This window comes from uncultured Bifidobacterium sp., assembly GCF_959020155.1.
In the GTDB taxonomy this organism is placed as follows: domain Bacteria; phylum Actinomycetota; class Actinomycetes; order Actinomycetales; family Bifidobacteriaceae; genus Bifidobacterium.
The window spans coordinates 1-12,978 of the sequence record NZ_CAUERC010000008.1 but is presented as its reverse complement, the minus strand read 5'-3'; the positions used below and the strand labels follow the sequence as shown (position 1 = coordinate 12,978).

Sequence of the window (12,978 nt, the reverse complement as noted above, 5' to 3'; positions counted from 1 at the left end):
CCGTGCTCGAGATCCGGGTGCGTCCACGTGCGGGTATGCTCCGATGCTCCCGATGCGGAAGGAGGTGCCGCGGGCATGACCAGGGCGGCGGCGTGCGGCGTCGTGGTCGCTTCCGTGCCGTGGGCCGAGCCGGGCAGCCGGTCCACACGCGATTTCGAATCGGAACGCGCGTGGCCGATGAGCGTCGCGAACCAGAAGACCGTAAGCGGTTTTCCGCACGTCGCGTGGCGCGCCGCCGGAAGACGCCGCCCATAGGGTCGCTGAACGGTTGAAAGCGTCGATGCCGTCTCCGTTCGGCGGCCTCACGTCGATCGGCGTGGACGAGACCAGCTACCGCAAAGGCCACACGTGCATCACCGTGGTCGTCGACCACGAACGGCATCGGGCGATATGGGCGCACGACGGGTACGGCAGGGACGTGTTCGGCCTGTTCTTCCAAACGTTGACGCCCGAACAGCGCGCCTCCATCAGGGTCGTCGCCGGGGACGGGGCCCGGTGGATCGACTCATGCGTGCATGAGTGGTGCCCGAACGCCGAACGCGCGCCCGACGGGTTCCACATCGTCAGTTGGACGAGCGGCGCGCCCGACAACCCACGAAAACAGCAGAAGCCTCTTTTTTGTGCTATCCCGTAAAACTGCGGGACGGCAGCTCATTTTCGCCGTTTGAGCCGTGCCGTCCCACATCACCCTTTGCGGACCGTGACACCATAACACCGAGAATGGCGGAATTTCAACGATTCCGTAATTCGTACTGCGGGACGCCACGCTAGTCAATCGATTGACACTCGTGCCATCCCGCAACAGTGTGGGATACGACGTCAAAATCCGCGAAAATCGCGTGCCGTCCCGCGCGTACGGCACCGCACGAATACATGCTGATGAACCGCATAGAAAATGGCTCCCCGTGTGGGGAGCCATGAGCTAGTTACTAACTAGCGATGCGTCACTTCTCGTTCTGGCCGTGGCACATCTTGTACTTGCGGCCGGAACCGCACGGGCACGGGGCGTTCTTGCCAGTGCCAGGGAAGGTGCGGCCGTCGGCCCACGGCGTCTTGAGCTCTTCGCTCTTCGGACGCTTGGAAACCGGGACCTTGCCTTCGGCGTGGCTGATCGGAGCCGGTCCGGCAACAGGCAGCGTGGACTCGCCGGCCCCGGAGGCGGCTGCGGATTCGGCGATCGCCTGCTTGGCGTCCGTATCCTCGTCCTCTTCCTCGACTTCGCCCTCGGCGGCCTCGACCACGGATTCGCCGTTCTCGTCGGGGCCGGAGGCCACGGCGATGGTGTCGGCGCTTTCGGCGGTCTCCTCGACCTCGTCAACGGCCTCGTCGGTGGTGGCGACCTGCTTGATGTCGATGTGGAACAGCAGCTGGACGGTCTCCTCCTTAATGGCCTCGATCATGGAGTTGTACATCTGGTAGCCTTCGCGCTGGTATTCGACCAGCGGGTCGCGCTGGCCCATGCCACGCAGGCCGATGCCGTCCTTGAGGTAATCCATCTCGTAAAGGTGCTCGCGCCACTTGCGGTCGAGCACGGCGAGCACCACGCGGCGTTCGAGATCACGCAAGCCGGTCTCGCCGATGGTCTCCTCCATTTCGCCGTACTGCTGCCTGGCGTCCTCGACGATCAGGTCGCGCACGGCCTCGACGGCCTTCGCACCCTTGAGGCCGCCGACGATCTTCCTGACCTCGTCTTCGTCGACCTTGGTGGGGATCACGGTGTTGAGCGCCTTGAACAGGCCCTCCCAATCCCAGTCCTTCGGTTTCTCGGATCCCTTGTTGGCACCCTTGATGTAGGACTCGACGGTGTCGGAAATGAAACGCAGGATGTCCTTGTGGATGTCTTCGCCCTTGAGCACGGCCTGACGCTCGGAGTAGATGACGGTACGCTGCTTGTTCATCACGTCGTCGTACTTCAGCACGTTCTTACGAATCTCGTAGTTGCGGGATTCGACGGCCTTCTGTGCGGTGCGCACGCCCTTGGTCACGGACTTGGCCTCGATCGGCTGGCCTTCCTCCATGCCCTTGGCCATGACCTGGGCCACCAGCTGGGTGTTGAACAGACGCATCAGATCGTCTTCCAGCGACAGGTAGAAGCGGGACTCGCCTGGATCGCCCTGACGGCCGGAACGACCGCGCAGCTGGTTGTCGATTCGACGGGACTCGTGGCGCTCGGTGCCGAGCACGTACAGGCCGCCCAGCTCCTTGACCTCCTCATGCTCGTCCTTGACCTGGGCCTTGATCTCGTTCAGGGTGCCCGGCCAACGCTTCTCATACTCTTCCGGGGTGTCCTCCGGAGAGTAGCCCTCGGACTTCAGCTTGGCGTCGGCAAGGAACTCGACGTTACCGCCGAGCATGATGTCGGTACCACGGCCGGCCATGTTGGTGGCCACGGTGACGGCTCCCTTGCGGCCGGCGACGGCGACCACGGCGGCTTCCTTCTCATGCTGCTTGGCGTTCAGGACCTGGTGAGGGATCTTGGCCACGTCGAGCAGGGTGGAGACCACTTCGGAGCTTTCCACGGAAGCGGTACCGAGCAGCACCGGCTGGCCCTTGGCGTGACGCTTGGCCACGTCCTTGACGATGGCGGCCAGCTTCTCCTTCTTGGTGCGGTAGATGAGGTCGTCCTGGTCCTTGCGGATCATCGGCTTGTTGGTCTTAATCGGCAGCACGCCCAGCTTGTAGGTGTTCATGAACTCGGCGGCCTCGGTTTCGGCCGTACCGGTCATGCCCGCGAGCTTGTCGTACATACGGAAGTAGTTCTGCAGGGTGATGGTGGCGAAGGTCTGGTTCTCGGCCTTGACCTCCACGCCTTCCTTGGCCTCGATGGCCTGGTGCAGACCCTCGTTGTAGCGGCGGCCCGGCAGGATACGGCCGGTGTGCTCGTCGACGATGAGCACCTCGCCCTGGGTGACGACGTAGTCCTTGTCACGCAGGAACAGTTCCTTGGCCTTGATGGCGTTGTTGAGGTAGCCGATCAGGGCGGTGTTGGCCGGCTCATACAGGTTGTCGATGCCGAGGAAGTCCTCGACCTTGGTGATGCCCGGGTCCAGGATGCCGACGACCTTCTTCTTCTCGTCGACGTCGTAGTCCTCGTCGCGGGTGAGCTTCAGCACCAGCTTGGCGAACTGACGGTACCAGCGGGTCACGTCGCCTTCGGCCGGGCCGGAGATGATAAGCGGGGTACGGGCCTCATCGATGAGGATGGAATCGACCTCATCGACGATGGCGTAGTGGTGACCGCGCTGCACGAGGTCGGCCTTCTCCCATGCCATGTTGTCACGCAGGTAGTCGAAGCCGAACTCGTTGTTGGTGCCGTAGGTGATGTCGGCGTTGTACTGCTTGCGGCGCTCCGGCGGCTTCTGCTCGGTGATGATGCAGCCGACGTTCATGCCGAGGAAGCGGTAGATACGGCCCATCAGCTCGCTCTGGTAGCTGGCGAGGTAGTCGTTGACGGTGACCACGTGCACGCCCTTGCCTTCGAGAGCGTTCAGATAGGTGGGCAGGGTGGCGACCAGGGTCTTGCCTTCACCGGTCTTCATTTCGGCGATGTTGCCCCAGTGCAGGGCAGCACCGCCCATGAGCTGCACGTCGAAGTGACGCTGGCCAAGGGTGCGCTTGGAGACCTCGCGCACGGTGGCGAACGCCTCGGGCATGATCTCGTCCAGGCTCTTGCCGTTTTCGATTTCCTGCTTGAACTTCGGGGTTTGGGCCTTCAGATCCTCGTCAGAGAGGGCGGAGATCTCGTCCTCAAGAGCGTTCACGGCCTTGGCCACGTTCTCCAGCTTCTTGAGCTGGTGGCCTTCACCCATTCGCAGGGCTTTGTCAACAATATCGACCACTGGGTTCTCCCTTGACTGATAAGTGGTGGTGTCCGCGTACCAGAATAGCGCCTCGCACCGTCAGCAGTCGAATTTTTCGACCTTCTTACGAAAAAATGGACCGCCTCCATATTGGAAGCGGTCCATGCGGTATCAGCTGATCGTGTCAGCAGCCCTTACCCTCAGGCTTTCTTGACATTCTCCGGAGTATCGATTTCGAACACGCCGTAGCTCCAACCGTGACGGTGGTAGACGACGGACGGGCGTCCGGTCTCCTTGTTCACGAACAGGAAGAAGTCGTGTCCGATCAGTTCCATCTCGTACAGCGCCTCGTCGATGCTCATAGGCTCGGCGATGTGCAGCTTGCGACGGATGACAATCGGCGTATCCCCAACCTGGACCTCCACAGATTCGCCAGGGCCAAGATCGGAGGCGACCGCAGCCTGCGGGCTGTTGTTCGGCTCTTCCTCCGACACCTCCGGCTCGGGCTCCGGGGCGATAACACCCAGATCCACCGGGACCGGGTTCGCGTAACCACGACGGTGATCCTTGCGACGGTCACGAGTACGACGCAGACGCAGCGTCAACTTATCCAGCGCCATGTCCAGCGCACTGAATTCATCGGTGCTGGAAGCCTCCGCACGCACCACGGTACGTCCGGCGATAACGGTGATTTCCACGCGCTTGGCGGTATCGGCCTGACGCGGGTTGCCCTCATGGGTCAGCACGATCTGCGCGCGCTGAGCATCCGGGGCGATAGCGGTCACACGATTCATCTTGGTCTCGACCACATCACGGAACCTTTGCTTGACCTGCGTGTGGCGTCCGGTAACGACGATTTCCATGTTGACCTCCTCTAACTCAAGCGGTGTAACCCGCTATATGTGTTCCGAACGGCATCATCACCGACCGGGTATGTTTCATTGTAGACGAACAATGGGTGAACGGCCGGAAACTCGCCCAGAGAATATATGTTTATTCCCGGGCTTTTCTCTGCAATGAAACGATGTATATACTGGGGTTTTGGCAGCAGTCTCCTATAAGAAGATTTGATACCGGTTTATCAGGCTGGCTCGTTTGTTCGTCATGGTAAATACTGCAATGGATAGGCAGCGTTTTCTTGCTCTTTCTCGCACATACCAAGCTCTTACAGATTTGATTCGTCTCCATACGACACGCCACAACACGCCCGACACGCCCCATCCGATATTCGGCGCGTCGTTCACGAATCTCCCAACTATGCCCAACCATGGAGAAAACAGGATAACCGGGCAACGGCATGGCCTCACCGCAGGGCGGGATGCCGCCTTTTCCGCACCTTATGTATAATTGCAAGCTTGAGACCTCTTGATGGCCGCGGCCGTGATCTTCATTGGGATCGGCTGAGGAACTTCCGGGCTCCATAGAGCACGATGGCGGATAACGTCCGCCCAGGGTGACCTGAGAGATAGCGCAACAGAGAACAGACCGCCCGTCCTCGACGGGTAAGGGTGAAACGGCGGTGTAAGAGACCACCGGGCCTCTGGTAACAGTAGGTCGCATGGCAAGCCTCATCGGGAGCAAGGCCAAGCAGATGGCGGTAAGGGCTGCTCGCCCGTGTCATCGGGTAGGCTGCTAGAGCCTGGCGGTAACGTCAGGTCGAGATGGATGGCCATCCGTGCCGTGCGTTCGCGCACGGCACGACAGAACCCGGGGTATAAGAGGTCTCATTTTTTTCTTGGCTACACCAACAATGCGGCGGCGACTCGACGGAGGGTTTCGGGGCTGTGGCCTTTGCGGCCGCCGGCGGACCAAAGCCGACGCTGACGGACCCGACGATCGAGGCCATGGGTTTTGCGGGCTATTTGGCGGCCCAATTCCCATGCGGCATCTTCAAAGATGCCATTTTGTTCAGCTTCGTCACACACCTGTTCAGCCAGCTTGCGGTCCACACCTTTGCGAGCAAGTTCCATGACCGTACCACGACGGCCCATCATGCGACCGGCACAATAGCGTACGGCCGATTCGGCATAAGCGCCGTCGTCAATCAGTTGCACGCGAATCAGCCGTTCGATGACCTCGTCCACGATCGCCTCGCCGTACCCTTTGGCAAGCAATCGTTCGCGTAACGCACCGGATGCACGCGGGGCCGCGTCCAGCAAACGCAATGCAGCCTCGCGGCAAGCGTCCAAATCATTGGGATCTTCGACAACGGCAGCGTCTCTCCCCCGTCGAGAAAAACGTCCCGACGGTTTCGACTGAACATGCTGCTCGGCAATGGGCATGTCTTGCGACGCAACAGGATTGCGCCGCAAGAACGCTTCGGCACTAATCATGTTCAGGCCTTAGCTGTGCCGGCCTTGGCACGGGTCGTTTTGGCAGCAGGCGCCGCTGCGGCCTTGCTGTCCTTGGCCACGTCAGCCGCAGCAGCCTCGCTGACGGCGGCCGCTGCTGCGGCTTCGCCATCTTCCGCGAACTGATCGGCGGAACCGATCAGACCGAACTCGGCCTTGACCTTGTTCTCAATCTCCTCGGTGATGGCCGGGTTGTCCTTAAGGAACTGACGGACCTTCTCTCGTCCCTGACCGAGCTGATCACCCTCATAGGTGAACCACGAACCGGACTTCTTGACCACGCCAACCTGCTGGGCCATGTCGATCACCGAGCCCTCACGGGAAATGCCTTCACCGTAGAGCATGTCGAATTCGGCGGACTTGAAAGGCGGGGCCATCTTGTTCTTGACCACCTTGACGCGCGTGCGGTTGCCCACCGCTTCGTCGCCGTTCTTCAAGGTCTGGATGCGGCGGATGTCGAGACGCACGGAGGCGTAGAACTTCAGAGCTTTACCACCGGTGGTGGTTTCAGGGTTGCCGAAGAACACGCCGATCTTCTCACGCAGCTGGTTGATGAAGATGGCGGTGGTGCCGGCCTGAGCCAACGCGCCGGTCATCTTGCGCAGCGCCTGACTCATGAGTCGGGCCTGCAAACCAACATGGCTGTCTCCCATTTCGCCTTCGATTTCGGCCTTCGGCACCAAAGCGGCGACCGAGTCGATGACGATGACGTCAAGCGCACCGGAGCGAATCAGCATGTCAGCGATTTCGAGGGCCTGCTCGCCGTTATCCGGCTGGGAGACGATGAGTGAGTCGGTGTCCACGCCGAGCTTGCGGGCGTAGGCCGGGTCGAGCGCGTGTTCGGCATCGATGTAGGCCGCCACGCCGCCCTTCTTCTGGGCATTGGCCACCACATGCAATGCGAGCGTGGTCTTACCGGATGATTCGGGGCCGTAGATCTCCACGATGCGGCCCTTGGGTAGGCCGCCGATGCCGAGCGCCATATCGAGAGCCAACGAACCGGTGGGAATCACCTCGACGTTCTGCTCGGGCTGGTCGCCCAGTCGCATTGCGGAACCTTTGCCAAAACTCTTCTCGACCTGCGCCAGCGCGGTGTCCAGCGCCGCCTTGCGCTTGGGATCGAGCTCGTGCTTGTCCTCGGCTGCCGGGTCCTTGGCCGGCTTGGTCTCAAGTGCCATGATCTTCTCCTTGTCGAAGTCGTGTGCGAATCGGATGCCTCCACCGTATGACGGACATGCCATGTGAGGCAATCCAAACCAACCATTGTGGTTCCAGCTTGCCCGAGCTTGGCCACCTGGCCTCCTTAAACCCTACTGCGGTAAGGATTATGGCAGATGGCAAGCACCCTGTGCACACGTATGCGGCTTCTTGTCACTGTGGATAACTATAACCACACACACGAACATTTGTTCGAATTTGGCGTGCAACACGCCGAAATCGCCAATTTCACGATTCAGCGACTCCGTAATCCCGCAGTGTCAGACGGCGGGCATGGGCGGCGCGTTATGATCGTGGCCCCAACGCTTGGAGTCCGGAACCTCCATTTGGTCGCAGAGCACATTCCAGACCACGCGTGGCTCCTCCCCCGCGTCCAGCGCCTCGACCACGGTCATATTCGCCAGTTTGGGCATCCGTTGATCACGCGACAGCGAACGACCGTAGGTCCGACCGAACACCTCTTCAAGTAATTCCCAGAATTCCCGTTCACGCATACACGCCAGTGTGCCACCAACCGCAGGACAGCAAAAACCCGCATCGCCACAAGCGATACGGGTTCACAGCTAGACATAGATTACGGGACGCGGCTTCACACCGCCAACCGATCAGCCCTCGACCGAGTCGAGATAATCAGCCACCATGCGCAGCATGCGCGAAGTGGAGACTCCGAGCGCATCGGCGATGGAGCTCAGCAGTTCGGAGCTGGCTTCCTTCTGTCCACGTTCGACTTCGGAAAGGTAGCCTAGCGAAACGCCTGCCTTCTCGGAGACTTCACGCAACGTGCGGCGATCGCGCGTGCGCAGCTCGCGCAGCACATGACCGATAGCACCACGCAGCGAAAACTCGCGAGGCTCCTCCTCAGCCACCACGGGCTCGGCGGCGGCAGTCGGCTTGTACGACGGCGAATCCTCATCCCACATACGTTCACGAACGGCTTGACGCTGATCCTTGGCCTTCTTGGCGGCCTGTGCCTTGAGCACCTGCTGCTGGGCGAACATCACCGCACGGCGCTGGGCCGGAGTCAGTTCACGCATACGGGCGACACCCGGCTGCACAGCCATCGGCTTCTTGGCGGCCACATCCATCTGTTCGTTCACTCGGGTCATCGTTTCCATCGCCATCGTCCCTTCCCAGGTCGGTTCAGTGTTTCCACTATGTACAACACGACAACCCAACGGTTTTATTCCTTAAAACTTGCTGTGAATAGACTCAAGTTTTGCAGAACGTGGAATACGGTGAGGCGACGAATCTCTTCGCGCATGCCATCAAGATGGAGTTCGACGGCTTTGAGCACTTCGGCATGGTCCGGGGTGAGGCTTGCGGGGATGCGCAGGCCCACATACACCAGTCCGGCCGGCTTGTCACCGTCCGGACCGGGGCCGGCCACGCCGGTGGTGGAAAGGCCGATGATTCGGTCGCCGTATTCCGGCTGGCTGTATAGGCGAGCGGTACCGACGGCCATCTGCCGGGCGACTTCGGGGTGTACGGCACCTTCTCGATCCAATAGGGCCTTGTCCACGTGCAGGATCGAGGCCTTGGCATTGATGTCGTAAGTGACAGCGGAGCCCAACAACACGTTGGAGGCGCCGGGAATACGCACGAACGCATCGGCAAGCAGGCCACCGGTCAGGGATTCAGCGCAGGCGATTTTCGTATTGTTCGCCTCGCAAATCTTGAGGATGCCGGCCGCGAGACTGTCGCACAATTCCCGCATTGGAATATCCGTCACTTCCGCTTCGGGGCGACGAACGTGTTGTACAGGTACACGGCACCCGAGTAGAGGCACAGGACCAATGCCACGTAGATGATGGCGTAGGTCAGGAAGTAGTAAGCGGTCATCCAGAACGGCGTGGCTTGTCCGTTACCCAGAGACCAGAACGGCAGCAGCAGCATGGACAGACCCACGCACTGGAATACGGTCTTGAGCTTGCCGGGCCATGCGGCGGCGATGACTTTGCCGCCCGGACGCTCCATGACGAAGAAACGCATAACGGTGATACCAATTTCGCGAATCAGGAACAGGATGGTTACCCACCAGCCGAGCTCGCCGAACGCGGAGCATACAATCATTGCGCCGCAAGTGAGCAGCTTGTCCGCGATCGGATCCATGAGCTTGCCCATTTCGGTGACCTGATTGTATTTGCGGGCCATCCAACCGTCGATTTTATCGGTGGACGCGGCGATGATGAACAGCACCGCGGCGACCCAGCGCATGGTCAGGTTGTTCTCACCCCAGGCACCGGCGAGAATGTCGAGTGTCAGGAAAAACACCACGAGTACGATGCGCGAGTAGGTGACCAGGTTCGGCGGCGCGTTCCATCCGTCGAACAGCGATGATTTGGGCGATGACTGCTTGTCCATTGTGTTCTCATCCATAGTGTTCACGTTACCCCCACACTTCTACCTTGAGTGAGTATTGGCTGGATATTGACTGCCATTATTCGGGAATCAGGTTGCGTGCTGATGGCCGCGTGGCCGCGCTTCTCTCTCCGCCCCTTCGGGGCACCTCCCTCATCAGAGGAAGGTCGATGGGTGAATTATTCGCCGAGTTCGGGCTGTTGCGGGGCGGTGGCTTCGAGCGAGCTGGTTTCGCCTCGGATGAAGGCGAGCACCTGCGGCAGGTCCTGCGGCTGGACGAGCACTTCGCGGGCCTTCGAGCCTTCGGACGGCCCGACCACGCCACGCGATTCGAGCAGGTCCATGAGTCGGCCGGCCTTGGCGAAGCCGACCCTGAGCTTGCGCTGCAGCATCGAGGTGGAGCCGAATTGGCTGGTGACCACGAGTTCGGCGGCCTGCAGCAGCACGTCCATGTCGTCGCCGATCTCCTCGTCGGGCTCCATGCTGTCTTTCTTTTCGGCTTCCTTGGCCATCTGTTCGATGTCTTCGCGGTATTTCGGCTTGCGCTGGGTGCGCACGAACTCCACGGCCTTGCGAATCTCGGATTCGGACACCCACGAGCCCTGCACACGAATCGGCTTGGCGGAACCCATCGGCAGGAACAACGCATCGCCCTGACCAATCAGGGTCTCGGCACCGACCGTGTCAAGAATGACTCGCGAATCGGTGGCGGACGAGGTGGCGAACGCCAGTCGGGATGGAATGTTGGCCTTGATCAGACCGGTGACCACGTCCACGGACGGACGCTGGGTGGCGAGCACCAGATGCACACCGGCGGCTCGTGCCAGCTGGGTGATGCGCTGGATGGAGCTTTCCACATCGTTCTTGGCCACCATCATAAGGTCGGCCATCTCGTCGACCACCACGAGGATGTACGGATAGGGGGCCACCTTGCGCTGGGAGCCGGCGGGCGCATGTACCTTGCCGGCGCGCACGGCCTCGTTGAAGTCCTTGACGTGGCGGAATCCGAAGAATTCGAGGTCGGAGTAGCGTGCATCCATCTCTTTGACCACCCATTCGAGGGCCTGTGCGGCTTTCTTCGGATCGGTGATGATCGGGGTCAGCAGGTGCGGGATGCCTGCGTAGGCGGACAGTTCCACGCGCTTGGGATCCACCATGATCAGACGCACCTGTTCGGGCGTGGCACGCATGATGATCGAAGTGAGCATCGAGTTGATAAAACTCGACTTACCGGAACCGGTGGCACCGGCCACCAGCAGGTGCGGCATCTTGGTCAGGTCGGCGGTCACGAAGTGGCCTTCGACGTCCTTGCCGATGCCGGAGAGCATCGGGTTCGGGTCGCCCACGGCCTTGTCGGAGCGCAGTACGTCGCCCAAGTGCACGATTTCGCGATCCTCGTTCGGGATTTCGATGCCGATGGCGGACTTGCCGGGAATCGGTGAAAGGATACGCACATCCGAACTGGCCACCGCGTAGGCGATGTTGCGCTGCAGGTTGGTGACTTTCTCCACCTTGACGCCGGGGCCAAGCTCGACCTCATATTGGGTGACCGAGGGGCCACGCAGGAAGCCGACGACTTTGGCATCCACGTTGAACTGTTCGAAGGTGGAAGTCAGCGCCCGGATCACGCGATCGTTGGCCGGGGTGCGCATCGCATGGGGCTGGCCTTTGGTCAGCAGGTTCAGGTCGGGCAACTGATACGGCCTATTGGCGTCGTCGTCTGTATCGTTGCCGGCGGTGGCATTCGGCTGGCCGCCCGTATTGGGCACGCCCTGGCCGACTCCGCTGCCGTCCGCATCGGCACCCGCGTAGGCTCCGGTCGCGGCTGCCGCAGCCGCGGCACCGGCGGCTCCGGCCGCTCCCATCGCACCGGCTGCCCCTGCGAGCGCGACAGTACCGGCCTGGGCGGCACTGGGTGCCCACGGGTCGTCTACCGCTCCCCCACCGGGCATGGCGACGGTCTGGCCACTGGTGATGACGCGGGTTCGGGAAGCGTCGCCATCATCTGCATCGGCAGCAGGCGCAGGGCTGGATAGGTGCGGACGGCCGTCGTACGAAGACGATGCAATGGTTCGCGCACCGATAATCTCGCCGGTCATCGGATCGACCACCGGGGTTTCGGCGGTGGCACCATGCTGGCTGGCGGCACGGTCGAATGGATCGTCGGCAGCATACTTGTCAAGAGTTTTGTCGTCTTCGGTCTTGGATTTGCGGCCGAACAGTCGTGCGAACAGGCTGGGCCGTGCATCGCCGGCCTGATCGTTGTCGCTTCCGTCATCGTCGCCGTCATGCGAGGGAACACCGTCGGCAAAGGCGAGAGTGGTATCTCCCACACGGACCTCGTTGGGGAACTGGCTGGCGCTCCCATCCGTCTCCTGGCCCATCGGCACATACGGTTTGCGTTGGATTTTAGCGGCGATTTTGCGCGCATCCTCCGGCAAATCGGTGACGTGGGTGCCGGTAATCATCAGCAAGGAGAACAGGCCGACGACCACGAAAATGATGATGGCGAACACGTTGGAAAGGCCCCAGGCGAGCGGTGAGCCGAGGAAGAAGCCGAACAGGCCGCCGGCGGATTGCAGAATCGTGATGTCGAATCCGGTGTGGTCGGCGGCGATCGCCACGTCGATGATCGAACAAATCGACCACATGAGCAGCACCCAACCGGTGACCACACGCGGGTTATTGGACCCTTTACCGGAATTGCGCATGAGTCGGAAGGCCACGGCGGCGAGCAACACCGGCAGCACGACGCTCATCAGACCAAGCACACCGGCCGCGATGGCGTGAAGCAGCTGGCCGAATGGACCGCTGACGCGGAACCATTCGGACGCGCAGAACAGTACGGCGAGCACGAGCAGCAGGAAGCACAAACCATCACGACGGTAGGCTGGATCGTATTCGCCGACGCCGGTGACGGCGCGTACGCCGGAGCCGAACGCGCGCGGAATCGCGAGCAGGATCTTCTTCCACAACGGCTCAGGTTCGAGGTCAAGCTCGGGCTGGACCTTGGTTTCGCCATCATGGGTAGACCCGTTGTCTTTGGATTTACGGGGTTTGGTGCTGTTGGAGGATGCTGTTCGTGCCATATCGGGTCTGATTCTACTAGTACGGGGGTGCATGGTTGGTGACGACACCGTGACGATATGGTCGATTGACGAATCCCGACAGCCGATTCGCCGCGTTCGTCTGAGTCGATTCCCCGCTGGGGCGCGAATATGCCTTATCATGGGTTGCATGACACCCGCAGA

Annotated in this window: 11 protein-coding genes and 1 other RNA gene; 3 read left to right on the top strand and 9 right to left on the bottom strand. The window is 61.1% G+C overall.

What is annotated here, in order from left to right:
- The first annotated feature begins 75 nt into the window (after positions 1-75).
- Together Q5H31_RS03690 and Q5H31_RS03685 are read left to right on the top strand one after the other, a co-directional pair.
- Positions 76-255: a hypothetical protein gene (locus Q5H31_RS03690; RefSeq protein ID WP_007055164.1), complete on the top strand. Its 180-nt coding sequence runs from the start codon at positions 76-78 to the stop codon at positions 253-255.
- A gap of 25 nt (positions 256-280) precedes the next feature.
- On the top strand, positions 281-634 hold the full coding sequence (locus tag Q5H31_RS03685; RefSeq protein WP_010080769.1) for a transposase: 354 nt from the start codon (positions 281-283) through the stop codon (positions 632-634).
- A gap of 310 nt (positions 635-944) precedes the next feature.
- Here Q5H31_RS03685 and secA read toward each other — a convergent pair whose 3' ends face one another.
- On the bottom strand, positions 945-3,839 hold the full coding sequence (secA, locus tag Q5H31_RS03680; protein WP_007052649.1) for a preprotein translocase subunit SecA: 2,895 nt from the start codon (positions 3,837-3,839) through the stop codon (positions 945-947).
- Between the two features lie 161 nt (positions 3,840-4,000).
- Entirely contained in the window at positions 4,001-4,663 is a 663-nt protein-coding gene (raiA, locus tag Q5H31_RS03675; RefSeq protein WP_007052648.1) for a ribosome hibernation-promoting factor, HPF/YfiA family, read from the bottom strand.
- 493 nt (positions 4,664-5,156) lie between these two features.
- Between raiA and rnpB the strand changes: the two genes are divergently transcribed.
- Positions 5,157-5,531, top strand: an RNA gene (rnpB, locus tag Q5H31_RS03670) — RNase P RNA component class A.
- An 8-nt stretch (positions 5,532-5,539) separates the two neighbouring features.
- Here the strand turns inward: rnpB and Q5H31_RS03665 are convergent.
- The 7 genes from Q5H31_RS03665 to Q5H31_RS03635 all read right to left on the bottom strand — a co-directional run bounded on the left by Q5H31_RS03665 (position 5,540) and on the right by Q5H31_RS03635 (position 12,816).
- The gene (locus Q5H31_RS03665) at positions 5,540-6,133 is read right to left on the bottom strand and encodes a regulatory protein RecX (RefSeq protein WP_008783103.1); all 594 of its coding nucleotides are present in this window, start codon (positions 6,131-6,133) and stop codon (positions 5,540-5,542) included.
- 2 nt (positions 6,134-6,135) lie between these two features.
- Positions 6,136-7,329, bottom strand: coding sequence for a recombinase RecA (gene recA / locus Q5H31_RS03660; RefSeq protein WP_007052644.1), 1,194 nt, complete (start codon positions 7,327-7,329; stop codon positions 6,136-6,138).
- A 300-nt stretch (positions 7,330-7,629) separates the two neighbouring features.
- The gene (locus tag Q5H31_RS03655) at positions 7,630-7,863 is read right to left on the bottom strand and encodes a DUF3046 domain-containing protein (protein ID WP_007052642.1); all 234 of its coding nucleotides are present in this window, start codon (positions 7,861-7,863) and stop codon (positions 7,630-7,632) included.
- A 111-nt stretch (positions 7,864-7,974) separates the two neighbouring features.
- A complete protein-coding gene (locus tag Q5H31_RS03650) occupies positions 7,975-8,490 on the bottom strand; it encodes a helix-turn-helix domain-containing protein (protein WP_007052641.1) in 516 nt (171 codons plus the stop codon).
- Between the two features lie 59 nt (positions 8,491-8,549).
- Positions 8,550-9,083, bottom strand: a complete 534-nt coding sequence (locus Q5H31_RS03645) for a CinA family protein (protein WP_007052640.1) — start codon at positions 9,081-9,083, stop codon at positions 8,550-8,552.
- An 11-nt stretch (positions 9,084-9,094) separates the two neighbouring features.
- On the bottom strand, positions 9,095-9,745 hold the full coding sequence (gene pgsA / locus Q5H31_RS03640; protein ID WP_007058588.1) for a CDP-diacylglycerol--glycerol-3-phosphate 3-phosphatidyltransferase: 651 nt from the start codon (positions 9,743-9,745) through the stop codon (positions 9,095-9,097).
- A 161-nt stretch (positions 9,746-9,906) separates the two neighbouring features.
- Entirely contained in the window at positions 9,907-12,816 is a 2,910-nt protein-coding gene (locus Q5H31_RS03635) for a DNA translocase FtsK (protein ID WP_007052638.1), read from the bottom strand.
- Between the last annotated feature and the right edge of the window lie 162 nt (positions 12,817-12,978).

Excerpts from the sequence above, each read along its gene's own strand:
- Q5H31_RS03685 (WP_010080769.1), top strand. The coding sequence starts at position 281 with ATGCCGTCTCCGTTCGGCGGCCTCACGTCGATCGGCGTGGACGAGACC.
- pgsA (WP_007058588.1), bottom strand. The coding sequence starts at position 9,745 with ATGGATGAGAACACAATGGACAAGCAGTCATCGCCCAAATCATCGCTG.
- recA (WP_007052644.1), bottom strand. The coding sequence starts at position 7,329 with ATGGCACTTGAGACCAAGCCGGCCAAGGACCCGGCAGCCGAGGACAAG.
- Q5H31_RS03635 (WP_007052638.1), bottom strand. The coding sequence starts at position 12,816 with ATGGCACGAACAGCATCCTCCAACAGCACCAAACCCCGTAAATCCAAA.
- Q5H31_RS03655 (WP_007052642.1), bottom strand. The coding sequence starts at position 7,863 with ATGCGTGAACGGGAATTCTGGGAATTACTTGAAGAGGTGTTCGGTCGG.
- raiA (WP_007052648.1), bottom strand. The coding sequence starts at position 4,663 with ATGGAAATCGTCGTTACCGGACGCCACACGCAGGTCAAGCAAAGGTTC.
- Q5H31_RS03665 (WP_008783103.1), bottom strand. The coding sequence starts at position 6,133 with ATGATTAGTGCCGAAGCGTTCTTGCGGCGCAATCCTGTTGCGTCGCAA.
- Q5H31_RS03690 (WP_007055164.1), top strand. The coding sequence starts at position 76 with ATGACCAGGGCGGCGGCGTGCGGCGTCGTGGTCGCTTCCGTGCCGTGG.
- Q5H31_RS03645 (WP_007052640.1), bottom strand. The coding sequence starts at position 9,083 with ATGCGGGAATTGTGCGACAGTCTCGCGGCCGGCATCCTCAAGATTTGC.
- Q5H31_RS03650 (WP_007052641.1), bottom strand. The coding sequence starts at position 8,490 with ATGGCGATGGAAACGATGACCCGAGTGAACGAACAGATGGATGTGGCC.